At 25.9% G+C, this 24,006-nt stretch carries 19 protein-coding genes and 1 riboswitch; of the genes, 7 read left to right on the top strand and 12 right to left on the bottom strand.

The window, feature by feature from the left end; translation table 11 throughout:
* From Q1J48_RS00360 to Q1J48_RS00340, 4 genes are all read left to right on the top strand, one after another.
* Nucleotides 1–208, top strand: a 208-nt coding sequence (locus Q1J48_RS00360) for a DUF2004 domain-containing protein (RefSeq protein ID WP_300360558.1), incomplete at its 5' end; no start/stop codon positions are given.
* A 34-nt stretch (nt 209–242) separates the two neighbouring features.
* A complete protein-coding gene (locus tag Q1J48_RS00355; RefSeq protein ID WP_300360556.1) occupies nt 243–542 on the top strand; it encodes a hypothetical protein in 300 nt (99 codons plus the stop codon).
* Between the two features lie 45 nt (nt 543–587).
* A complete protein-coding gene (locus Q1J48_RS00345; RefSeq protein WP_498040956.1) occupies nt 588–3,233 on the top strand; it encodes a tetratricopeptide repeat protein in 2,646 nt (881 codons plus the stop codon).
* Nucleotides 3,234–3,543: 310 nt separating this feature from the next.
* Nucleotides 3,544–4,734 carry a dicarboxylate/amino acid:cation symporter gene (locus Q1J48_RS00340; RefSeq protein ID WP_300329175.1) on the top strand — a complete coding sequence of 397 codons (1,191 nt, stop codon included), beginning with the start codon at nt 3,544–3,546 and terminating at the stop codon, nt 4,732–4,734.
* A gap of 343 nt (nt 4,735–5,077) precedes the next feature.
* On the opposite strand, the gene Q1J48_RS00335 is transcribed toward Q1J48_RS00340, so the two are convergent.
* Together Q1J48_RS00335 and proC are read right to left on the bottom strand one after the other, a co-directional pair.
* Complete coding sequence (locus Q1J48_RS00335; protein ID WP_300360554.1) at nt 5,078–5,602, bottom strand: gamma carbonic anhydrase family protein; 525 nt, start codon at nt 5,600–5,602, stop codon at nt 5,078–5,080.
* Nucleotides 5,603–5,687: 85 nt separating this feature from the next.
* The gene (gene proC / locus Q1J48_RS00330; protein WP_300360552.1) at nt 5,688–6,494 is read right to left on the bottom strand and encodes a pyrroline-5-carboxylate reductase; all 807 of its coding nucleotides are present in this window, start codon (nt 6,492–6,494) and stop codon (nt 5,688–5,690) included.
* Nucleotides 6,495–6,909: 415 nt separating this feature from the next.
* Between proC and Q1J48_RS00325 the strand changes: the two genes are divergently transcribed.
* Nucleotides 6,910–7,461, top strand: coding sequence for a DJ-1/PfpI family protein (locus tag Q1J48_RS00325; protein ID WP_300329184.1), 552 nt, complete (start codon nt 6,910–6,912; stop codon nt 7,459–7,461).
* A gap of 287 nt (nt 7,462–7,748) precedes the next feature.
* Here the strand turns inward: Q1J48_RS00325 and nrdG are convergent, their stop codons facing one another.
* From nrdG to Q1J48_RS00275, 10 genes are all read right to left on the bottom strand, one after another.
* Nucleotides 7,749–8,222, bottom strand: coding sequence for an anaerobic ribonucleoside-triphosphate reductase activating protein (gene nrdG / locus Q1J48_RS00320; RefSeq protein WP_300329186.1), 474 nt, complete (start codon nt 8,220–8,222; stop codon nt 7,749–7,751).
* Nucleotides 8,223–8,230: 8 nt separating this feature from the next.
* Nucleotides 8,231–9,574 (bottom strand): amidohydrolase family protein, encoded by a 1,344-nt coding sequence (locus Q1J48_RS00315; protein ID WP_300329189.1) that lies wholly within the window; start codon nt 9,572–9,574, stop codon nt 8,231–8,233.
* Between the two features lie 103 nt (nt 9,575–9,677).
* Complete coding sequence (gene lysA / locus Q1J48_RS00310) at nt 9,678–10,982, bottom strand: diaminopimelate decarboxylase (protein ID WP_300360550.1); 1,305 nt, start codon at nt 10,980–10,982, stop codon at nt 9,678–9,680.
* 101 nt (nt 10,983–11,083) lie between these two features.
* Nucleotides 11,084–11,255: riboswitch (Lysine riboswitch) on the bottom strand.
* Nucleotides 11,256–11,334: 79 nt separating this feature from the next.
* The gene (gene nrdD, locus Q1J48_RS00305; RefSeq protein ID WP_300360548.1) at nt 11,335–13,530 is read right to left on the bottom strand and encodes an anaerobic ribonucleoside-triphosphate reductase; all 2,196 of its coding nucleotides are present in this window, start codon (nt 13,528–13,530) and stop codon (nt 11,335–11,337) included.
* Between the two features lie 304 nt (nt 13,531–13,834).
* Nucleotides 13,835–15,667 (bottom strand): molecular chaperone HtpG, encoded by a 1,833-nt coding sequence (htpG, locus tag Q1J48_RS00300; protein WP_300360546.1) that lies wholly within the window; start codon nt 15,665–15,667, stop codon nt 13,835–13,837.
* Nucleotides 15,668–15,889: 222 nt separating this feature from the next.
* Nucleotides 15,890–16,843, bottom strand: coding sequence for a toxin-antitoxin system YwqK family antitoxin (locus Q1J48_RS00295; protein WP_300360544.1), 954 nt, complete (start codon nt 16,841–16,843; stop codon nt 15,890–15,892).
* Between the two features lie 48 nt (nt 16,844–16,891).
* A complete protein-coding gene (locus tag Q1J48_RS00290) occupies nt 16,892–17,440 on the bottom strand; it encodes a LemA family protein (RefSeq protein WP_300360560.1) in 549 nt (182 codons plus the stop codon).
* 136 nt (nt 17,441–17,576) lie between these two features.
* Nucleotides 17,577–19,232 (bottom strand): DUF2207 domain-containing protein, encoded by a 1,656-nt coding sequence (locus Q1J48_RS00285; RefSeq protein WP_300360542.1) that lies wholly within the window; start codon nt 19,230–19,232, stop codon nt 17,577–17,579.
* 108 nt (nt 19,233–19,340) lie between these two features.
* Nucleotides 19,341–19,757: a hypothetical protein gene (locus Q1J48_RS00280; protein WP_300360541.1), complete on the bottom strand. Its 417-nt coding sequence runs from the start codon at nt 19,755–19,757 to the stop codon at nt 19,341–19,343.
* 103 nt (nt 19,758–19,860) lie between these two features.
* Complete coding sequence (locus Q1J48_RS00275; RefSeq protein WP_300329209.1) at nt 19,861–21,234, bottom strand: hypothetical protein; 1,374 nt, start codon at nt 21,232–21,234, stop codon at nt 19,861–19,863.
* Between the two features lie 330 nt (nt 21,235–21,564).
* Between Q1J48_RS00275 and Q1J48_RS00270 the strand changes: the two genes are divergently transcribed.
* Together Q1J48_RS00270 and Q1J48_RS00265 are read left to right on the top strand one after the other, a co-directional pair.
* Nucleotides 21,565–22,875: an MATE family efflux transporter gene (locus tag Q1J48_RS00270; protein WP_300360539.1), complete on the top strand. Its 1,311-nt coding sequence runs from the start codon at nt 21,565–21,567 to the stop codon at nt 22,873–22,875.
* 168 nt (nt 22,876–23,043) lie between these two features.
* Nucleotides 23,044–23,844, top strand: coding sequence for an SIR2 family protein (locus tag Q1J48_RS00265; RefSeq protein ID WP_300360537.1), 801 nt, complete (start codon nt 23,044–23,046; stop codon nt 23,842–23,844).
* The last annotated feature ends 162 nt before the right edge of the window (nt 23,845–24,006 follow it).

The raw sequence follows: 24,006 nt of genomic DNA, 5'->3' as shown, positions 1-24,006 counted from the left end.
AGAAGGATTACTTAAAGAGTGTGATAAAAAATTATCTTTAGATAGACAAGTTCTTTCAATAATAAAACTTAGAAGAATAGGAATTTATCCTGAATATGAAGGTTATGCTATTTGGGATTTTATTCTTAATGATGAGATAAGTGATGAAATTTTAGTTATAGTTACAGATAAAAATGGAGAAATAGTAGATATTACTTGGGAAAGTTAAAAAAATTTAAAAGGAAAAAATAAAAATGGGTGGAATGAAAATTATTTTATATATATTATTAGTTATGGTTCTTTTTTATGGATTTATTTATTTTAAGTTTTTAAATAAGTATAAAGATTTAAAAACTCTTTTTATTATAAATAAACTTTATGATATTTTTGTTATTTTTATGATTTATCAAGGTACTCATAATATAGTTTTTATAAAAATTATAATACTTATAAATCTTTTAAGTATTCTTTTTATCACTATAAAAACTATAAAAAATAAAGAGCCTAAGAAAAAAATATTTTATGCAATTCTTAGCCATTCTGAATGGTTAATTTGTTTATAAAATACACTAATTTAAATTTACCTAAAATATAGACAGGAGGTTACTATGGGATTAATTACAAAAGAATTAGCTAAAAAATTAGAAAGTTTTGAGTATCTTGATGATGTTTCAAATGAATTAAAAAGACTTCAAGAGGAAAATAATTATACAGATGAAGAAATGGCTAATGATTTAGATGTAGCACTTTGGAAAGCATATGTCTATAATAACATGGATAGTTATGATTTTTATGAATTGTCAGAAAAAACTCTTGCTAAGGTAAAAGATAAAGGAATAAAAAATGGTATTTGGTGTTATAGATATTCTTGTGCCTTAGTATATCTTAGAAGATATGATGAGGCTTTGGAATATAGCAGACTTGGAACAGAAGTTGAGCCATCATATCCTTGGGGTTGGTTACAACTTGGTAGACTTTGCTACAAATATAATCTTTTAGACGAAGCTTTTAATGCAATAGACAAAGGGCTTGAACTTGTACCAAATGATTATGAGTTTCTAACTTTAAAAGATGATATAGAAAATGATAGAGGTTATGCTTATGCAAATTCTCACTATATTAATGAAGAAACTGACAAAAATTTAGAAAAAAGATTAATAAATGTTGATGATGAAGAGTTATATAATAATTTTTTAAATAAAAGTGATTTAGAAAAAAAATTAGATATATTACACGAAGAAGATAAAAATCAAGAGATTATAGATATAATAAATTCTCTTCCTAAAGAGGAACTAACTTATAATATTATTGGAAAACTTGCAAGAGCATACAATAATAATGGTGAATGTGAAAAAGGATTGGAAATTTTACTTTCTGTAAAAGATGAGGGAGAAAATACTTCTCTTTGGAACTTCCGTGTAGGATATTCTTATTATTATTCTGGAAAACTTGAAGAAGCTCAAAAATATTTTGAAAGATGTTTAGAGTTAAATCCTGCTGAACCTGATGCAGATGTTCTTTTGAGATATACTTATTCTGATTTAGGTTCTAAAAAATTAGATGAAGAAAAAAATGAAGAGGGATTAGAATATTTTAATAAAATTTTCACACTGGCAAAAAATAGTGATGATTTTATCAATGCTGAATCTGATTTAGGTTGGGCTTATGCTCAAATAGGAAATTGTGAAGAAGCTCTTATACATTTAGAAAAAGCTAAAGAGTTAGGAAGAGATGACATCTGGTTACATTCTGAGTTTGGATTTTGTTTTGGTAGTCTAGGAAGATTTGAAGAGGCTCTTGAAGAATTTAAAAAATCTATTGAACTAGGAAGAGATGATGAGTGGATATTTGAAAGAATGGGAGTTACTTATAAAAGTTTAGGAAAATTTGAGGAGGCTCTTGAATATTATTCAAAAGCACTGGAGCTAGACTCTGAAAACATTTATCTCCTTTCAGAAGTGGCTTGGATATATGACAATGTAAAAAATAATACTGAAAAAGGATTAGAATATTTAAATAAAGCTAAAGAGTTGGGAAGAGATGATATTTGGTTGAACTCTGAATTTGGTTGGGTATATGATCATATAAAAGAATATGAAAAAGCTCTTCCTTATTTAGAAAAAGCTAAGGAACTAGGAAGAGATGATGAATGGATTTATTTTGAACTTGGTTATTCTCTAGCAAGACAAAATAAAGTAAAAGAGGCAATTGAGTATTTTAAAAAAGCTGAGGAATTAGGTAAAAATGATGTTATGTTATATACTGAACTTGGTTATTGGTTAAATATTTCTGAAAAATCTCAAGAAGCTCTTTCTTATTTGGAAAAAGCTAAGGAATTAATTGGAAAAGATGATATTTGGATCTATTCAGAACTTGGTGATTGTCTAAGTAGATTAAAAAGATTTGAAGAAAGTCTTATCTATTTAGAAAAAGCCAAAGAATTAGGAAGAGATGACGATTGGATATTTACACAACTAGGATTTACTTCTAAAAATTTATTAAATTATGAAAATGCTTTAGAATATTATTTAAAAGCTAATGAAATTGGTAGAAATGATGAATGGATTAATATGGAGATTGCTGAATGTCTTGATCATCTTGGAAAACTTGAAGAGGCTATTGCTAGATTACAAAGTATCCAAACAAATGATAATGAAAATAAAATATTTAAAGATTGTAATATTGGATATTTATATGGTAAGATGAATAATTCTAAAGAAGCTTTAATTTATCTTTATGATGCTGAAAAACTTGGTAGAGGAGATATTTGGTTATATTCTGAAATTGGTTGGAACCTAGCTGATGACTCTACAACTTATGATAAAGCTTTGGAATATTTTAATAAGGCTGTCTCTCTTGGTAGAGATGATGAATGGATACACGGACAGATTGGTTTCGTTCTTGGAAAGCTTGGAAAGAAAAAAGAAGCTATTAAACATTTTGAAAAAGCTATATTTATTAAGCCAGAAGATAGTTGGTTAAGCTATCAACTAGGAAGTCTATATAGAAAAGCTGGAGAAATTCCAAAAGCAATAGAAATATTAGAAAATGTTTTAATTAAAAATGAATTTAAAGGTTGGATTGAATTAGAACTTGCTTGGTGCTATGCCCTTATTGATGAAAAAGAAAAATCTAAAAAATATTTAGATGAAGCTGATTCATTTATTGGTATGGAAAAAGAAAAAGATCCAGAGATAAAAAAAGATTTTGAAAGTATAAAACAACTTCTTCAATCTATGACTTTGTTGTCTTAAATAACAAAATAAAAATGGGACTGTTCTAGTCTCATTTTTTATTTTTTGAAATTTTTTTCATTATTCTGTAAATGATAATAATAATTTTCATTCATTTTTATAATAAACTGTTATATTTACTTGCATTTTTTTTAAACTTAATGTAAAATACTCAATATACTGAAACAGTTTTTTGGTATTTTATGATTAACTATTATAAAGGCTGGGATAAAAATTTAGATTGATTTAAAATACAAATTAATTTGTTTCAAAAAAATGTCATTAGACAAGTTTAAAGGGATTAGGATCCTATATTTTATGAGGTGAAAAAATGGAAAAACAAAAAAGAAAACTTGGTCTTGTACCAAAATTAATTATCGGTATCATTTTAGGTATACTTATTGGAATGTATGCTCCTGAATGGTTTGGACGTTTAGTGGTTACTGCATCTGGACTATTTAGTATGTTCTTAAAATTTGTTATCCCAATGATGATTTTAGCATTCGTTACTATGGGAATTGCTGACTTAACTCAAGGAGCTGGAAAACTTCTTGGACTTACTGCAATAATTGCTTATACTTCTACTTTAATTGCTGGTTCTGTATCTTTCTTTGTAGCAGACAATCTTTTTATGAGCTTTATGGATCCAACAGCTCTAGAAAAAATTGCAAAAACTGCAGGAATTTCTGTTGAGCCTTACTTAAGTCTTTCAGTTACTCCAATACTTGATACTTTAGCAGCTGTATTACTTGCTTTCATTCTTGGACTTTGTATGTCTACAATGCGTGGAAAAGAAATCGGAGATTCTTTATATAACTTTATGAAAGATTTCTCTGCAGTAATAAATAAAGTTTTACACACAATCATCGTTCCATTTTTACCATTATACATTTGTGGAACTTTCGTTGATATGACTCGTTCTGGTAAAACTTTTGCTATCCTTGGAATTCTTTGGAAAGTATTCTTAGTAGTAATTATTATGCACTTAGTATATTTAGTATTTGCATTCTTTGTAGCTGGTGGAATTGGTAAAAAAAATCCATTTACACTTTTAAGAAATCAAATTCCTGGATATACAACAGCAGTTGGAACTCAATCATCAGCAGCAACTATTCCAGTTAACTTAGAGTGTGCAAAAGCTGACGGAATTTCATCTGAAATTGCTAATTTTGTTGTTCCTCTATGTGCTAATATCCATATGGCTGGTTCTATGATTACAATTACAGCTTGTGCTACTGCAGTTTGTATGATGAACAATCTTCCTATAAACATTGGAATAATAGTTCCATTTATTGCTACTTTAGGTGTTGCAATGGTTGCATCTCCTGGAGCACCTGGTGGATCTATAATGACAGCTCTTCCATTCTTATATATGGTTGGTCTTGGTACTGAAGAATTACAAGCTATAATGATCGCTCTTTACATTACTCAAGATTCATTTGGTACAGCTTGTAACGTATCTGGAGATAACGCTATCGGTGTTATTGTAGATACAATCTATAAAAAATGGATAAAAGAATAAATTAATTTATATTAACCCAGCCGTTTAATATCTAAATAAAAACCAGTTAGAAAATCCCTAACTGGTTCTTTTTATTTTCTCTTTAATTTATTTTAATAATACTATATGACCTTATTACATTATATTTTTTATTTTACTATTTGATTTTTATTTAAAAATTTTATTTATTAGTTTTTTTCTGATTAAAATATAAAATTTATAAAATAGATTAATTTAAAAAGCTGAGTAACATTTTAAATATTTTACTCAGCTCTCTTATTTATTATTAATTTTTAAACATTTTATTAAAAATCAATTTTTTGTTAATAAATATTCTAAAAGTAATATTTATAAACCTTAAATTTTATTTTATTTCTTCAAGAGTTTCTAAATATAAATCTTTCTTTTCTTGATAACTTTTATAAGTAATTTCCATTATTCTCAATTGTTCTTCACTAACTTTCCCTATAACTTTTGCAGGATTTCCTTTTATAAAACTTCCTTCTTCAATTTTTCCTATCTTTCCTGTAACAAGTGATTCAGAAGATATAAAACAATTTTTAGGAATAGCTACATTATCTGTTATAGTTGATCCCATTCCGATTAAAGAGTTATCTCCAATAGTACAACCGTGAATTATACAATTATGTCCTATTGTTACATTCTCTCCTAAGATCACATCACTATTTGGTTCTCCGTGAAGAGTTGACCCCTCTTGAATATTAGAACCTTTTCCTATCTTTATCTTTAATACATCCCCTCTTAAAACTGCTCCATACCAAACAGATACATTATCTTCTATTTCTACATTTCCTATAACTCTAGCTGTATCAGCAATAAAAACTTTTTCTCCTATCTTTGGAGTATGTTGTCCTAACTTAAATAACATCTTTCACCTTCTTTTAATTTTATTTTTTACAATTTAATTTATATTTATAAATTTAATCCAATATTCTAAATTAAATTTAATTTTATTATTTAGACATATCTTTAGATTTTTGCTCACAAACTTCCATAGCTTTCATAATTGCATTTCTAAATCCGCATTCTTCTAATTTTTTAACAGCCTCAATAGTTGTTCCTTTAGGAGAGCAAACCATATCTTTTAATTCTCCTGGGTGGATTCCAGTTTCAAGAACCATTTTTGCAGAACCTAAAACTGCTTGTGCTGCAAATTTATAAGCTCTTTTTCTATCCATTCCAGATGCCACAGCAGCATCTCCCATTGCCTCTATCATCATAAATACATAAGCTGGAGATGATCCACTAACTGCTATAACTCCGTCTATTAAACTTTCACTTACAACTTCAGTTTTTCCAAAAGAATTTAATAAAACTAATACCTCCTGAAGTTCCTCTTGGCTTATAAATTCATTTGGCATAACTGCTGACATACTTTCTTTTACAAGAGCTGGAGTATTAGGCATAATTCTTACTACCTTCATATCTTTTCCAAATAATTCTCTTGTTTTTGAAAGTTTTACACCTGCTGCTATTGTTATTATTATCGCATCTTTTTTTACATAGTCTTTTATCTCTTCAATAACTTTTGGATACATATCTGGTTTTACTGCTAAAAATAATATATCTGATTCGTTAGCAACTAATAAGTTTGAGTTGCTTGTTTTTGTTCCTATCTCTTCGTGAATTTTTTTTAATCTTTCATCTGAAGCATCTGAGTATATGATATTCTCTTTTTTTACTATTCCAGAAGAAACCATTCCTCCACCAATAGCATATCCCATATTTCCTGCACCGATAAATCCAACTATTTTTTCCATTCTTTTTTCTCCTTTTAAAAAGTTTTATCTAAAATTTTATCTGTTTCAATTTCTTAGCTAGAATATTATACCATTTTTTTTATTTTTTATCAAAATCTATAAAAATTATCTATATTTTTTTCAATTTTTGAATTTATTTATAAATTTTTTTTATTTTTAAATAATTTATATATAAAAAAAATAAAACATGATTTAATTTTATTTAAATTTTAAAAGGAAATTTTTTAATTTTTTGTAAAAAATAATATATCTAAAATTTTATCAGACAATATAAAAATGTTCAAATTTTTTACAGAAATAAATTTTTAATAAATATTCTTTGATTTTTTCTAAAAAAAATTATATACTGAATTATAAGAAATGAAAAAAAGATTAATTTAAAATTAGAAAATATAAAAATTTTAAGGAGGCTTAAATGAAAAAAGTTTATGTTTTATTAGCTGATGGTTTTGAAACAATAGAGGCTCTTGCACCTACTGATATTATGCTTAGAGCAGGTATAAAGGTAGAAACTCTTTCTCTTAATGAGGGATTAGAAGTTGCTTCAGCTCATAATATTAAAGTTAAAGCCGATAAACTTCTTAGTTCTGAAGATTTTAAAGATGCTGATGGTATTTTCTTACCTGGTGGATATCCTGGTTATGAAAATCTTTTAAAATCTGATAAAGCAATGAATCTTGCAAAATACTATTTAGAAAGTGGAAAACTTTTAGGAGCTATTTGTGGAGCCCCTTCATCTCTTGCTAGAAAAGGAATAATAGATGGAAAAAATGTAACTCTACACTTTAGTTGCTATAATTTAGTAGGAAATTCTTGTACTATCCATGATAAACCTGTTGTTGTTGACGGAAATCTTATTACAGGTAGTGGAGCTGGATATTCTATTGACTTAGGACTTGCCCTTGTAAATTATCTAGTTCCTGAAAAATTAGCTGATGTAAAAAAAGCTATGACTATCAAAGATTAGTAAAATTTATATTTTAACCCATAGCTTTCTAGATAAAATTTCTAGAAAGCTATTTTTATTATTTAGTTATCTTTCCTTCTTTTTATTTTAATTCAATATTATTAATGCTATAAAATTAAATTTCATTATTTTTTTTTCTTATATTCCTCTTAAAAAATTTTAATTTATTTTTATTTTTTATATTTCTTAAATCCTAGCTTTTTATAAAAAATTAATTATAATTCTTCACATAAAAAAACTGTTGTATCTTTTATTACTAAAATAAAAATTTACAACAGTCTTCATTTTTAACCTATTTTATCTATATCTTTTATCTCAATTCCTTTATGAAAAACTCTTTGATTTGAACTACCACGAAGTTTTAATCTTAGATCTTTTTTAGCTAATACAAAAGGTCCTTCTATTAGATAGTCTATATCTTCTACATTTAGCCACTGTTCAATCTCTTCCTTTAGATAACCAGTCCATAGATAAATATTTTTATTAGTTTTTTCCTTTATAAATCTTATTAATTCCAAAACTTCATCTCTATTTTTATAAAACAGAGGATCTCCACCAAGAAAAGTTACATTCTTCCATCTAGAATTTAAAATAAGACTTTTAATTTCATCTAAACTATATTCTTGTCCTTTTTCAAAGTCCCAAGTATTCTTGGAAAAACACCCCTCACAATAGTGATCGCAACCAGCAAAATACATTGTCAATGTAAAACCAGTCATACTATTTATAGGATCATTTTCTACTATTGATATTATTCTCATCTATACCACTAAAACTTTCTTACAGATTTTCCTAAGTTTGAATTTACTACTCTACCATTTTCTAAAGCAATCTCTCCATTAACTAATACATATTCAATTCCTTCTGACAATAGCTCTGTATTTTCAAATGTTGCATAATCTCTTACATCATCAAGAGAGAAAATTGTTATATCTGCGTCAGCTCCAACTGATAAACTTCCTTTTTCAATTCCTAAAATATTAGCTGGTGCAGAAGTCATCTTTTCAATTGCATTATATAAATTTAAAGTTTTTCTATCTCTTACATATTTTCCTAAAATTCTTGGGAAAGTTCCTGTTGCTCTAGGGTGTCCTATATTTTTAGCATTTAATATTCCGTCACTTCCAATTACTGTGTATGAATATTCCAATGCTTTTTCCATATCTTTTTCATTTATTGTATGAGCTATTAACATTGTATCTGGAGCTTCTTCTCTTAATTGTTCAAAGAATTCCTTAGTACATCTTTTTCCTCTATATTTTCCTTCCATAACTTCTAATTTATCATAAGTGATATTATATCTTTCCAAGAATCCATCATCAAAAGTTATTGATCCAGCTTTTGCTGAAAATGCTGTATATGGATAACAGTCACAGTAAACATTTACTCCCTCTTCTCTCTTCTTATCTAACATTTCAAGAGCTTGTTCCATTTGTCCAAATCCTGCCATACTTCCAATATGAGAAACTAAATAATTTGCTTTTATATAATTTCCTAAATCTAAAAACTCATCAATGGCATTAAAAATATTTTTAGCATCTTCTCTTAAATGAGCTGATACTACTTTATTTTGTCCTAATTTTCCAAGAGTAACCATCTCATTAAAATCTATTCCTGGTACATATCTAAGTCCAAAACTTATTCCAAGTAATCCACTTTTTCTTATAATATTTTTACCTATTTCATACATCTTATCAATTTCATCATTTTCTAAACTAACATATCTGTCAGCTCCAACTTTTTCTCTTAATATTCCATGAGGTAAAAGCATTCCAAAATTTACAGGATTTCCATCATCAACTTCCTCTAAATATCTTTCTGGATCTTCTACTCCTATTCCTGAGTTTCCACCTATTGCAGTAGTAACTCCCATAGAAAGCATTCTTTTAAATATCTCTCTATCAGGTGTAGTTCCATCTGTCAATACCTCATGCATATCAATATCTATAAATCCGGGACAAACACACATTCCCATTGCGTCTATCTCTTTTTCTCCAACAAGAGTTTCATGAGAAACTTCTACTATTTTACCATTCTCTATTGCTATGTTGTATGGTTCATAAATTCCATTCTTAGGGTCTACTACTAATCCGTTATTTATTACTGTTCTCATCTTAGTTTCAGTTACATTTTAATGTAACCTTCCTCCTTCCCGTTTTATATTTTCATTGAATATAAATTATTATAGCACATTTTTTTTTAATCTTCATTATTTTTTATAGATTTAAAAAAATGTCTTTTGATACCAAGTCTTCATAAGTTTCTCTTTTGATAGAAAGTGCTGTTTTTCCATCTTTTACAAATACAACAGCTGGTCTTAAAGCTTTATTATAATTACTTGACATAGAATATCCATAAGCTCCTGTTGTAGAAACAAAAACATAATCTCCCACACAAGCCTTTGCAAGTTTCATATCTTTTCCTATTAGATCTCCAGACTCACAACATTTTCCAGCAATAGTTACTATCTCTTCCGGTTTTTCATTAAGTTTATTTGCTAATACAGCTTCGTATTTTGCTTGGTAAAGAGCTGGTCTTATATTATCTGTCATTCCTCCATCAATAAATACATATTTTACTCCACCATAAGTTTCTTTTGTTCCACCTACTGAATATAAAGTTCCACCAGCATTTCCTACTATACTTCTTCCTGGTTCAATAGAAACCCTTTCTAAATTCATATTTTCTTTTTCAAGAGTTTTTTCTATATGTTCAACCATTGAATGCATAAATTTTTCTACATCTATTTCTGTATCTTCCTCTGTATAATAAACTCCAAATCCTCCACCTAAATTCATTTCCGGAATATTTATTTTTAATTTTTCTGAAACAGATTTTGTAAATTTTAACATTGTTTCTATTCCTTCATGAAAAGCTTTTGTATCAAAAATTTGTGATCCAATATGACAATGAAATCCTAAAAATTCTAAATTTTTATAGTTTATAATTTTTTCTACAATTCCATAAATATTTTTATCAAATATTGATTCACCAAATTTCGAACTATGTTTTGATGTTCTTATATATTCGTGAGTGTGAGCATCTATACCTATATTTACTCTAAGCATCACTTTAATCTTTTTATTTTTTTCATCAGCTAACTCTCCAAGTCTTTCTATCTCTAAAATATTATCAAGTATAACTATTCCTATACCTAAATCTAAACACATCTCTAATTCTTCAATACTTTTGTTATTTCCGTGCATATGTACTCTATTCATTGGAAAGTTTGCCATTTTTATTGTATATAGTTCTCCTGCTGAAACAGCATCCATACTAAGTCCATATTTATCCGCTAATTGACACATAGCTTTTGATAAAAATGCTTTTGAAGCATATACTATCTCAGTTTTAAATTTATCAGATTTAAAATTATCTATATATTTTTTCATATTATCTTCAATAAGTTGTTGGTCCATAATATATAGAGGTGTCTTGTATTCCTTAGCTAGCTCCTTTATTGAAACTCCTCCTATTTCTAATATACCATTGTTGTTTTTCATAGTTCCAAAATATCTCATAATTCTTTCCTCCTATATTTTCATAAAAAAAAGACAGTCATCAATTGAGACTGTCTTGAGTAAACTAAATTAAAAATAATATAAATTTTTAATATGATAACTTACCTGATAGCCCTCCATTGAAAATCAATGACAGTAAAATAGATATTTTCCATTTTACCAACAGAGAAGTTTTGACATTCATCTCCATTTCGGCAAACTCTCCTTTCAAATTATCTCACAGCTGTCAAGCTAAATAATTTTACTCTTATCCTTTGCACCTCTATCTAATTCTTTTATTAAGTATATCTAAAAAACTATATTTTGTATAATATAAAATATATATTTTTTCCATTCATTAGTTTTATTTATTTTATTTTACGTGTATAGCTCTGTTTTTTATCTCTTTCATTCTTCCTTCAAGAGCGTGAGTGATATTGTAGTTAGAAATGTATCCACAACATCTTCTTTGGATTTTCATTTTCATTCCCTCTTCATTTCCACATTGAGGACATTTATATTTAGCAGTCTTTTCATCATAAGATATTTCTCCTGTGTATCCACATTCAAAACAAACATCTGATACTGTATTTACTGCAAAATATTCTATACCTTTATCGTGAGCGTATCTTATAAGTTCTAGAATAGCATCTGAGTTATAAGTTTTTCCACCATTTTCTACATACATTATATTTCCACCATTACAATATTTAATAAATGGAGCTTCTGTATCTATTTTATCAAAAGCATCTATTGGTAATTCTGAAGAAAAGTGGAATGAGTTTGTATAGTATCCTCTTTTCTCTAACCATTCAGGCATAACATCAGAATAATTTCCCTTATCTATATTAAAGAAAGTAGCTATACTTGCTTCAGCTGGTGTTCCATAAACTGAAACAGGTAATCCAGTTTCTTTTTTAATTTCATCAGCTTGATTTCTAATCTCTTTCATTATTCTAAGTCCTATCTCTTTTCCTAATGATTTAGAGATATTTTCTTTATCATCAGTAAGTATTCTTACACAATCATCTATTCCTAAGAATCCATAAGATACTGATGCTCTATCTGTTTTTAATATTTTTTCAACAGTTTCTTCAGGATTTAATCTAGCAATAGCACCATACTGGAATAAAATTGGAGCTTGTTTTGCCTTTAATTTTCTAACATTTTCATATCTTTTTAAAATTCCAAGTTTCATAAGAGCTTTTTTCTCTGCTAAAAGTTTCATAAAAGTTTCTACTCTATCTTCACTTTTATGTCTTAATGTTTCTAAAGCTATTTGAGGTAGATTTAAAGTAACTACTCCAAAGTTAAATCTTCCATACTGTTGATATTTTCCATTTTCTTGATATTCATGATTTACACGAGATCTACAACCCATTCTTGCATAATATTTACCAGCATCGTAATCTTCTTTTGAATAGAATAAAATATCTGGATAATATGTATGAGCAATACATCTAGAAACTTCTTGAGTTATATAGTAGTATGGATCTCCCTCTTTTAAGTTATATCCATCAACAATTATATATGATAATTTTGGAAAAATTGCAGGTATTTTTAGTGCTCCAAGTCCTGTTTGTCTAACTTTTAAATAAGATAGAATAATTTGTTCTGACTCCCAAGAAGTTGGAATATTGAAAGTTATTGTACTAAATGGAGTTTGTGATGCTGAACCTAAGATTGAGTTTGTCTGATATTCAAATAATTGACAAGCATCATAAATTTCTTTAGCAGTTTTCTTTATTACTTTATCAAAAACTTTTGTATATTTTTTTCTAAGCTCTTCATTTGAAGAATCTAATTCTAATACATCATCATATTCTTTTTCAAATTGGAATTCGTAATAATCATTAAAATTCTTAACAAAATTTTTCTTAGCATATTTTGCAAAAACTTCGTTAAAGTTAGGTATAGAGTTTCCTCCATATTGTTGAGAACTAACACTTGCCATTATTTGCATAGCTATATTCATAGCAGTTCCAACTGATCTTGGAGTTTCTACATCTGTATTTGTTATTCTAGTTCCATGTTTTAACATATCTTCTATATTGATAAGACAACAGTTAGTAAGTTCTTTTTCAACATCTGAGTCATGCCAGTGAATAGTTTTCTTTCTATGTGCTTCATACAATTCTTTTCCTATTGATTTTTCAACATTGAATCTAAAATATTCTCCAGAAATAAGATCTCTTGCAACAGATGGTAAAGTTGAGTTTTTATTTGAATTTTCTCTATCTCCATTCTCTAGTATTCCCTCTATTCTCTTGAAAAGACTATCTGTTTCTTTTAATCTAGCCTCGCTTCTTTTTGTTCTATATCTTTCAAATCTTTGTGCCTGACAAAAATATCCAAAATCACATAATGTTTTAAATACTATATCTTGTATCTCTTCGATATTTATATTTTCTTTCTGTTTAGCATATATTTTATTCATAATATGATCTAACATCTCTACAAGAACTGCTTCATTTTTAAAAGCTAATTCTTTGTGAACTTTCTCTAATACTATAAATATTTTATCTTTATCAAATGCTACCACATCTCCATTACGTTTTATTACTTTCATCTCTACTGCCCCCACACCTTTAAATTATTTTGTTGTAATAAACATTCATTGCTACAATATGATAGCACATATTGTGTTTTTTATCAATCTGTTTTCACTATATATTGTGAATTTTAGGTTTTTATCCCTTTATTTCCAATGGTTTTATTAATTATTCTTTTTATATATCAGTTTGTAAACAAAAAATATATTTGACTATATTTCTCTTACTCAATCTACATTTTAAAAAAATTTATTTTTTTCTCAAAAAAACTATATATTGTATAAAAAAAGTCCCCTATATAAAAATATAGGGGATAATTTTTTATTTAGTTATCAATTTATTTAATTTTTCTGAAAATTCAATTGGATTTTCTAGATTAAATCCTTCAACTAATAATGATTGGTTATATAATACATATAATAAATCTTTTAACTCTTCCTCATCAGTTGTGTTCTTTATTTTCTCAAATAATGGATGGTTTGGATTTAATTCAAATATTTTTTTGGCTTTCATTCCTTCATTTCCAGGGATTTCAGCTAAAGTTTTTTCCATCTCTAAAGAAATTTCTCCTTTTGATGCTAATCCAACTGCTCCACTTCCAAGGTTTCCATTAAGTCTAGCTTCTTCTACTCTTCCACCTAGCAATTCTTTTACTTTATCTAATAATGATTTATTTTCTTTTTCTAAATTTTCTCTAGTTTCTTTTTCTTTTTCATCTTCTGTATGGTTAAAATCAGCATCATTTATAGATTTAAATTGTTTTTCTGAGTAATTCATTAGAGTTTTTAAAGTAAATTCATCAATTCTATCAGTTAAAAATAATACTTCAAAACCTTTATCTTTTAATACTTTTACTTTTGGTAATGATTTAATAAGCTCTTCATTCTCTCCACTTACATAATAAATCTCTTTTTGATCCTCTTTCATTCTTTCTACATATTCTTTTAAAGTAGTATATTCATCTTTATAAGATGATTTAAATATTAGAAGATCTTGTAATTTTTCTTTATTGATACCATACATTTCTTGAACACCAAACTTGATTGTACGTCCAAAAGCTTCCCACATAGTTATATATTTTTCTCTTTCATCTTTTAAAAGTTTTTTAAGTTCTGTTTCTATTTTTTTCTCTATATTTTTAGAAATTTTTGTAAGTTCATTATCCTGTTGTAAAATTTCTCTTGAAATATTAAGTGATAAGTTATCTGTATCAACTAACCCTTTCATAAAACTAAAATATTCTGGGATAAGACTTTCTGCTTTGTCCATTATAAATACATTTTTTGTATATAGCTGTAATCCTCTTTTATAATCTCTTGTATAGAAATCCATTGGAGTTCTTTTTGGCACATAGATAAGAGCTGTATACTCTAAAGATCCTTGTACTTTGATATGGAAGTGTAATAATGGATCTTCAAAATCGAAGAAAGTATTTTTATAAAATTCGTTATATTCTTCCTCTGTTATATCTTTTTTATCTTTTTTCCAAATTGGTGTTTCATTATTTAATTTTTCCTCTCCTAAATATATTGGATATTTAATAGAGTTTGAATGTTTTTTAACTATCATTCTAATTGTATAATCTTCTAAAAATTCTTTTGAATCTTCATTCATAGAAAGAATTATTCTAGTACCTCTTTTTAAATCATCTAAGTTTTCAACTTCTTCTATCTCATAAGTTCCATCTCCCTTTGATGACCATTTTATTGTAACATCACTATATGGAGATTTTGTGAATAGTGTAATCTCATTAGCTACCATGAAAGCTGAATAAAATCCTACACCAAATTGTCCTATTATATCTAATTGCTCATTTTCTTTAGCTTCTTTAAACTTTTCTATAAAAGCCTTTGACCCTGATTTTGCAATAGTACCAATATTTTCATTAACTTCATCAAAAGTCATACCAATACCAGTATCTTCTATTATTAATTTGTTATTTTCCTTATCTATTTTTATATTTATCTTAAATTCATCTAAATCTTTTGTAAGATCTGTATCAGTTAATGCTTTAAATTTTAATTTATCAATTGCATCACTTCCATTAGATATTAATTCTCTTAAAAATATCTCTTTGTTAGTGTATATAGAATGCACCATAAGATTTAACAATTCTTTAGTTTCTGCTTGAAAGTTTTCTGTTTGTTTTCTCATTTCTACTTGCCTCCTAAAAAATATTAGCACTCATTAATTAAGGTTGCTAATTTATTCTAAACTTAAAATATCACATTTATTCTTATTTGTCAAGTTCTTTTCAAAAAGGATTTTTATTCATTCTTAAAATGTTAAAATATAGTAGATTTTTATAAATTTAAATATAAAAATAAATGAGACTAAAACTAGTCCCATTTAATACTTTTTATTATAACTTTAAAATTATTTATTTTCTTTATTAGATTTTTTTATAATATCCTCTTGCTTTTCATCTACAATGTTAACTTTTTCTTCTTCTGCATCTTCTGGAATATTTTTTCCAACTTCTGTTATAAATTTTCCATCTTTATTATAAAACTTCACTTCCTTATATTCACTATCTTTTATTATTCCTGTTTCTTGTAATTTTCCATCTTCCCAATAACTTTCATATTTCCCATTTGGAAGATTGTCCTTATATTCCATTTTTCTGCTAAGAACTCCATTTGGATAGTAATCTTCTTTTACTCCATCAAACATTCCATTTTTAAATCTAACTATATTTAACAAAGTATTATTTTCTGAATAATATTTCCATTCTCCTTCAGGAAGATTATTTTTATATTTTCCTTCTAATTTTAAATTTCCATTTTCATAATATTCTTCATAATTACCACTTAACTCATCATCAAAATAATTTGCTTTAGCTTGTAATGTTCCGCTCATATAGTATTGCTCCCATTCACCTACCTTTAAATTATCTCGATATTCACCTTTTACCCTTTTTCCACCAGTTTTTTCATAAAATTGTTCTGTGACCCCATTTCTCATACCATCTTTAAATAAACCATCATCTACTAAAATTCCTTTTTCATTATATAACTGAAATAGTCCATCTTGTCTATCATCCTTCCAATGTCCTATCTCTCTTACTTTTCCATTATAATAAACTGTACTAAGTCCATTTAATTCTCCATCTTTATATGAATAAATCTCTGTGTACTCGCCTTTTATATTTTTTATTCTACCTGTAAAAGGTTTTCCTTCTCCTAAACAAACTTTATTATTAATGTTTTTAAATTGTCCTTCATTTTTAACATTTGGAAGATATTTATAAAAAGAATAACGATTTTTATAGATGTATGTTCTACCCCCAATAACTCCAAAGATAATTATTCCAATAAGTACTTTTTTCATAGAAACCTCCTTTAATTATCTATTTTTTACATCTAAATGTAATATTTATTAAAAACTAACTTTTATATTTTTTCTTGCCTCTTCATTGGCTACAAATAAATCTGCCTCTTTAAAATTAAACATCCCTGCTATTATGTTTCCAGGAAACATCTTTATAGATTGATTATAAAATGTTACACTGTCATTATAAGATTGGCGAGAGGCCCCTATTTTATCCTCTGTTTCCTCTAATTGCTTCTGTAAATTTAAAAAATTAATATCAGCTTTTAAATTAGGGTAAGACTCTGAAATTGCCATAATTCTTGATAAAAATCCACTCATTTCATTATTCGCCTTTATTTTTTCTCCTTGATTATTAGCAGTTAAATAACTATTTCTAGCTTTCATAACATTTTCTAAAGTTTCTTTTTCATGACTAGCATATCCTTTTACTGTTTCTACTAAATTAGGAATCAAATCCATTCTTCTTTGAAGTTGTACATCTATTTGACTCCAAGATTTTTTTACTTTTTCATTAAGATTTATAAATTTATTATAATATTTTATTCCTATTAAACCTAAAAATATAATGATTCCCAAAATTCCTAATCCTATAATCATACAATTATCAACTCCATTTTATTTTCTCTTAATTTATTAAGACTAAAATACAACTATTTTTCATTTTTTTATTTATTTTTTACCAATCACAATGCCATTATGATACTCTTTCTTTACTTATCAAAACTCTATATTACTTTTTACTAATAAAATTTTTTCCAGAAAAATCCTCTATCAATTTTAAAATGAAATTTTTTTCTTTTTTCTCCATTAAATTCATTAAATTTTCTATAACTCTAAAATCATATATTTTTCTCTTAATCTCACTATCTTTCCTTAAAACTTTTTTATATTCTTCCAATACTTCTTTTGATATTCCCATAGCTAATGCATAAATAAAATACTGTTCTCTTATATCATGTGAATCAAACTTAGATTCTTTAAAACTACTATAATTTAATAAAAATTTCTTAAAAGATAACCATTTTATTTTTAATTTTTCAGCCTCTAATGAGTATCTTTTAACACTTATTGTATAAATTATCAAAGAAAAAGAGATAAAAAATGGAAATATAATAAATTTTGAACTATCAAATAAAATCAAAAATATAAATCCAATGGGTATACTTAAAATTCCTGTTAAAAATCCTAAAGTAATTCCAAGTGATTTCGGCTCTTCTAACCTAAATCCAACTTTTTTTAATCCATTCTCTAGTAAATTTTTCCATTCATCATATTTTTTCTTAAAAATAATATATTTTTCTTTATTTTTTAATGAATTTTCTATTTCTTCTATAAAGACTTCCTCTCCATTTCCAATTTCTTCTATATACCATTTTAAAATAAATTTCTCATACTCTTCTAAATCATTTAAAAGACAATCTCTTTTTAAACTCAAAAGAACTTTTCCATTTTTCCCATCTAACAATAAAATTTCTTTTCTAATTAAATCCATGAGTGTAGCAAAAAGTTGTGCTGGATTAATATTTTTAGTTACAATAGCTCCAACTATTGCTGGAGAAAAATTAGTTGAAATCTCTTTAAAATATCCCTCTTCATCTTTAACTACATATCTTTTTCCATTATTTTTATATATAAAAATAACTACAAATATTATCCAAGAAAGACAAATTCCAAAAACTATATTACCTATAACATTTCCATGACTGACTATTTTTCTTTTTAAATTAATATCATCATACAACTTTTTTTCTTTTTTTATTATCTCTTCATATCCGTTTTTATCTTTAAATATATTTTTATTTTGAGAAAAAATTATTTCTTTTGGAAAAAGTATATTAATCTCTATAGGCTCTTCTTGATGATAATTTTTTATTTTAAATCTTATTTCCCTTTCGTTTAATATATCTATTTTTTCATCAAAATGTCCATGCCAAAAAGCTTTTATTAATTCTTGATTTACCTCTTCTGGTAATTTTATTAAAATTTCTATATTTTCAATAGGATTTTCAAAATCTTTTTCAACTAATTTTTTGCAAAATTGTGCTGTATCATTATATATAGTTATAGCATTTTGAAGTTTATAATTAAACATAAAATAAGCTTCTTCTTCATTTAGAGGATAATATAGTTTTATTTTTGCAACTTCTCCTTCATTTATCTTCTCATAAGTTCCTATCTTTTTATCATATCCTTCATTAGCTAATTGATAGTTTCCATTCTTTCCAAAATAGATATTTAAATTTTCTATCTCTCCATACCCATTATAATCAATATTATGATAAATTTCCTTTATAGAATAAGCATCATAAAAAATCTGTTCGGATATGTCAGCACTTCCATCTTTATTTATTTGGACAATTATCTTTAAACTATCCACTCTATACATAGATTCTCCATAAGAAATATTTAAAATTAGCATAAAATTTATAAGTATAAATAAAAGCTTTTTAAATTTTTTCCTACTTATTTCCACAAATCCACCTCTAAAATTTAATTAATCTTCATATTCACATCTTATTCCATTTTTAGTCAATATATCTATACAAAATTCTATTGCATTTTTTATATCTTTTTCATTTGTAATTAATTTAATTTTTTTAGAATATACACTTCCATCAAACATAATTTTTTGTACAGCATCTGTATCTTTTCTAACTATCTCTCCAAATCCCCTATAATTTCCAAGTCTCACTTTTTTACAAGAAAATTTTATACACTCTATGTCTTCTTTTCTACAACTCCATTTTCTAACTGGGGAATTTAAGCAAAAATTGTCATCTTCAAAATAGAAAATATCAAAACTTCTAGGATCTTTTGGTTTATTTTTATTTTTTACTTTAAAATAAATTAATCCTGCTCCTCCTAGTATAACCATATCTAATAAAATAATTCCCAATGTTAATTTATTCATTTTATCCTCCATAAGTTTTATTTTTCTATATTTACATTATAATACATTTTTTTTATTTTTAATATATTTTTTTATAATATCTTATTTTTTCTTTTTTTATAATTTAGTCTAAATATTTATAAAAACTTTCTTTCATCCTTTCTCTGACTTCTTTAAACTCATCTCCCTCTAAAGAAAAAATATATATTCCATTTTTCATATAAAATTTATTATTAATATATAAAAAGCTCCCTATTTCTCTATTTTTTTCATCCAAAATTATAAATTGTAATTTTTTTTCTTTATTTAAAACCATTTCTGGATCTTCTTCTATTGAAGTGATAAGTTTCCCTCTATTTATAGCTTCAGAAAATAATTCTTTCTCTTTTTTCGATAATTTTATCTCTTCTTTTTCATTTTTTAATTTCACTTTTAATCTTTTTTCAAAATATTTTTCATTATTTAAAATTAAACAGACGTTTTCAAAATTACTTTTATTTTCATCCCATAGTTCACCATTTTCCAAAAAAGTTAGATTCTTAGGAGAAAGTATTTCATTTTTAAATTTTATATCTTTTACCTCATATTTTTCTAAAATATCAGTATATTCTTTCACTTTTATAAATTTACTAGCTTCCCATTTTACTTTTTTTATCTTTCTATAATCAATTGTACCATTCTTGTTCCATTTTTCTCTCACTATCAAATACCCCAAAGAATCAAAAGAAAAATAATTTCCTCCCCCTGCAACCCATTCATTAAACTCATCTAATCTATATGGTCTAATTAGAGAAACTACACCATTTTTATAATAAATAATTTCTCTTTTCATTAAACTCTCATTTTTTATACAATAAGCATACTTTATTTTATAATTTTTATTAAAATTCCCTTTTTTATCTACTAATATATAATCTCCCCAAGTTAATACTTCGTCTTTTAAAAGTTTTTCATATTCTTCAAAAATAATAACAGGCTCTTCTAAACTTTTATATCTTTCATCTGATAAAGTCTCTCCAAAATTATTTCCTAAAAACATAGGTTCAATAGGGTTTTGTGAACTTCCAATAAGATAACCATCTATAAAATAACTTATTCCATTTTCTTTTGATTTAATTGGACTGAATCTTAGCTTTTGAAAATAAGTTTTTATAGTCCCTGTAAAATATTTTCCATTTCTATCACAAATTCTATAATGTCCATTTAAATCTTTCTTTATTGTATAATCTTTATCATAATTTACCTCTGTATAAAAAGCATTCTGAAAATCTGCAAGTATTGAATATGGTAATTTTGAATAATGTGCCAATCTTATATAGCCAAAAAATATCATAAAAAATACACCAGTTACACAAAAAATACTTCCTAAAACTCTATACTGTTTTTGTATAAGATTTAATGAATATTTTACTATAAAATATATTCCAAATACAGGGATTATTAAATTTACAATAAAACTTAAAACGGATACTAATATCACTCCAAAAAAATCACTCATTTTTCCTCCAATATTATATTGAAATAATTCTTTAATAACATTTTTATTCTAAAATGTATTTTAAATATACATTTAAAATATTATATATTGTATTATTCTCAGTATAATAATTTTTTCCTTTTTTTTAATGTGAATTTTATTAATATTTAAGATTTTTCCTTTATTTCCAATAAAAAAATTTTTATATTAACTTACTAAAAAGTATTGATTCTTTTTATAAAAAATGCTATACTAAACATTACAGAAAGATCATTTTATAGGTATGTTTTAGATTTTTATATTAAATTTATATTACTAATTTTAAATTTTTTATATATTTAAGGAGGATTAATGTTTAGGTCTATCAATTTAAAAGAAGATTCTATTACAAAATTATTTTTTTATTTTTCTGTTCCGTCAGTAACAGCAATGTTAATTACTGCCCTTTATGCTATTGTTGATGGAATATTTGTGGGAAGATTTGTTGGAGCAGATGCTCTTGCTGCTGTAACCATTGGCTATCCTATTGTTAATTTAGGAGTAGCTATAAGTTTTCTTTTTGGTATGGGTGGAGCAACACTTATGTCTCTACATTCCAGAAATTTAAAATTTAAAAATGCCTGTTTTTCTCATTTAATTACCTTAAATATAATTTCATATTTTATTATTTTGGGAACAGTTTTTTTACTAAATAATAAACTTATGTTTTTATTAGGATCTAATGAAGAACTTTTACCAATAGTAAAAGAGTATGCTTATACTTGTACCGTAGCTCTTATTTTTCTTATGTTAGCTAATTCTTTGAATGCTGTTGTGAGGAATGACAAGTCACCTACTTTTGCTTTTCTTTCAATGGTATCTGGGGCTATAACAAATATATTTTTGGATTGGCTTTTTATTGTTGTTTTTGGTTGGGGATTATTTGGTGGAGCTTTAGCCACTGGGATTGGACAGTTTGTGTCATTTATGATTTTGGTTTCTTATTTTTTTAGATCCGCAACAAATATAAAATATAGATTTGAAAAAATTAAGCTAGTATTTTTCTTGAAAATTATAAACCTTGGTTTCCCATCTTTTACAATAGAATTTGCTGCTGCTGTAACTAACACTCTACTTAATGTTACTTTTATGAATTATTCTGGACCTCTTGGAGTTTCATCTTATTCTGTTGTCACTTATATTTGCTATATGTTTAGAATGGTTTTCTCTGGTTTTGGACAAGCTCTACAACCGATTGCAAGTTTTAACTATGGAATAAAAGAGTATAAAAGAGTTAAAGAAATATTTAAAATTGGACATATTGCAGCCTTCATAATTTCATCTGTTTTACTTTTATTTATAATTTTCTATGGTGAAAATATTATAAAATTATTTACTGAAGATGAACCTTTAATTGAAATGTCTTGCAAAGGAATTTTACTTTTCTCAAGTGCTTTGATGTTTTTAGGAGCTAATTTTGTAAATATTGCTTATCTTCAAGCAAAAGGAAGTGCTAAACTTTCAAATATTTTGTCAATTTTAAGAAGTGTTGTTTTTGTTTTACTTGCTGTAATTATTCTTCCACCTCTTTGGGGAGAAACTGGTATATGGCTAGTATTACCTGCATCTGATCTCTTTACTTTTTTAACAAGTTGTTTCTTATTAAAAAGAATTATGGGATAAAATATATAAAAAACCAAGTTTGTAAATTTTCAGACTTGGTTTTTTGTTTAAATTATTTATGCTCTCTCATATATAAAAATATTTAAAAAGAAAATTTTATGATTTTTCACACTATTTTTCTTATTTATGTTAAAATATATGAAAATATTTTTAATAAAAGGTGAGAATATGTTTAAAGACTTGGAAAAATTAAAAAAATTAATCAAAGAAGAAGAAGTTATTTTATTTGTTGGAGCTGGTGTTTCTGCAACCTTAAAAAAATTTCCACTTTGGTCTGAACTTATAGAACATATTGCAAATGAATTAAATGTTAATCCAGATGATTTTGATGATACTAAAGACAGTCTTATTCTTGCTGAATATTATGCTCTTAAAAAAGGAAATGATTATTTAAAAAATTGGATGAAAAACTCTTGGAAAGTAAGCGATGAAAAAATAAAAAAATCTAGAATCTATAAAAATATTGTTGAATTAAATTTTCCTATTATATATACCACAAATTATGACCACTGTCTTGAACAAGCTTTTAAAACTTTTAAAAAAGATTTTACTAAAATTAAAAATATTGACGATTTAGTTCATCTAAATCCTGATAAAACACAAATAATAAAATTTCATGGAGATATGGATTCTGAAACACCACTAGTATTAACAGAAAAAAGTTATTTTGAAAGACTTGATTTTAACTCCCCTTTAGATATTAAACTTAGAGCTGACATGCTTGGAAAATCTGTACTTTTCATTGGATATAGTCTCTCTGATATTAATATTAGACTTCTTGTGTATAAACTTAATCAACTTTGGAGCAAATCTAATACTGAAAATAAACCTGATCTTTATATTTTTATGGCTAAACCTAATATCGTCCAAGAAGAAGTACTTAAGACTAGAGGAGTTATTCCTATTATAGGAGAAAAAATGGATGAAACTCAAAGCCTTGATGCTTTTTTAGAGAGTCTTAGAGATTAAAAAAGTTGTATTTAATAAAGAAAAATAAAATTCTATATTTTAATTTAACAACAAAAAACTACATTCAAAATCTTAATATTTAAAATTTTAAATGTAGTTTTATAATTATTTTAATCTCTATATCTTATAAAATTATTTTTACCATTTTTCTTTACTTGATAC

The organism is Fusobacterium sp. (genome assembly GCF_029258315.1).
Lineage (GTDB): Bacteria > Fusobacteriota > Fusobacteriia > Fusobacteriales > Fusobacteriaceae > Fusobacterium_B.
Note: the sequence above shows the minus strand (reverse complement) of the source record. Positions and strands in the feature narration are given on the sequence as shown.

Bases quoted from the DNA above. Each gene is read 5' to 3' on its own strand.
- Q1J48_RS00340 (WP_300329175.1), top strand. From the start codon at position 3,544: ATGGAAAAACAAAAAAGAAAACTTGGTCTTGTACCAAAATTAATTATC.
- Q1J48_RS00280 (WP_300360541.1), bottom strand. From the start codon at position 19,757: ATGAATAAATTAACATTGGGAATTATTTTATTAGATATGGTTATACTA.
- Q1J48_RS00275 (WP_300329209.1), bottom strand. From the start codon at position 21,234: ATGAGTGATTTTTTTGGAGTGATATTAGTATCCGTTTTAAGTTTTATT.
- proC (WP_300360552.1), bottom strand. From the start codon at position 6,494: ATGGAAAAAATAGTTGGATTTATCGGTGCAGGAAATATGGGATATGCT.
- Q1J48_RS00345 (WP_498040956.1), top strand. From the start codon at position 588: ATGGGATTAATTACAAAAGAATTAGCTAAAAAATTAGAAAGTTTTGAG.
- nrdD (WP_300360548.1), bottom strand. From the start codon at position 13,530: ATGAAAGTAATAAAACGTAATGGAGATGTGGTAGCATTTGATAAAGAT.
- nrdG (WP_300329186.1), bottom strand. From the start codon at position 8,222: ATGAGAATAATATCAATAGTAGAAAATGATCCTATAAATAGTATGACT.
- Q1J48_RS00315 (WP_300329189.1), bottom strand. From the start codon at position 9,574: ATGAGAACAGTAATAAATAACGGATTAGTAGTAGACCCTAAGAATGGA.
- Q1J48_RS00335 (WP_300360554.1), bottom strand. From the start codon at position 5,602: ATGTTATTTAAGTTAGGACAACATACTCCAAAGATAGGAGAAAAAGTT.
- Q1J48_RS00295 (WP_300360544.1), bottom strand. From the start codon at position 16,843: ATGAAAAAAGTACTTATTGGAATAATTATCTTTGGAGTTATTGGGGGT.
- Q1J48_RS00265 (WP_300360537.1), top strand. From the start codon at position 23,044: ATGTTTAAAGACTTGGAAAAATTAAAAAAATTAATCAAAGAAGAAGAA.
- Q1J48_RS00270 (WP_300360539.1), top strand. From the start codon at position 21,565: ATGTTTAGGTCTATCAATTTAAAAGAAGATTCTATTACAAAATTATTT.
- Q1J48_RS00355 (WP_300360556.1), top strand. From the start codon at position 243: ATGAAAATTATTTTATATATATTATTAGTTATGGTTCTTTTTTATGGA.
- htpG (WP_300360546.1), bottom strand. From the start codon at position 15,667: ATGAGAAAACAAACAGAAAACTTTCAAGCAGAAACTAAAGAATTGTTA.
- Q1J48_RS00325 (WP_300329184.1), top strand. From the start codon at position 6,910: ATGAAAAAAGTTTATGTTTTATTAGCTGATGGTTTTGAAACAATAGAG.
- Q1J48_RS00285 (WP_300360542.1), bottom strand. From the start codon at position 19,232: ATGTATAGAGTGGATAGTTTAAAGATAATTGTCCAAATAAATAAAGAT.
- lysA (WP_300360550.1), bottom strand. From the start codon at position 10,982: ATGAGATATTTTGGAACTATGAAAAACAACAATGGTATATTAGAAATA.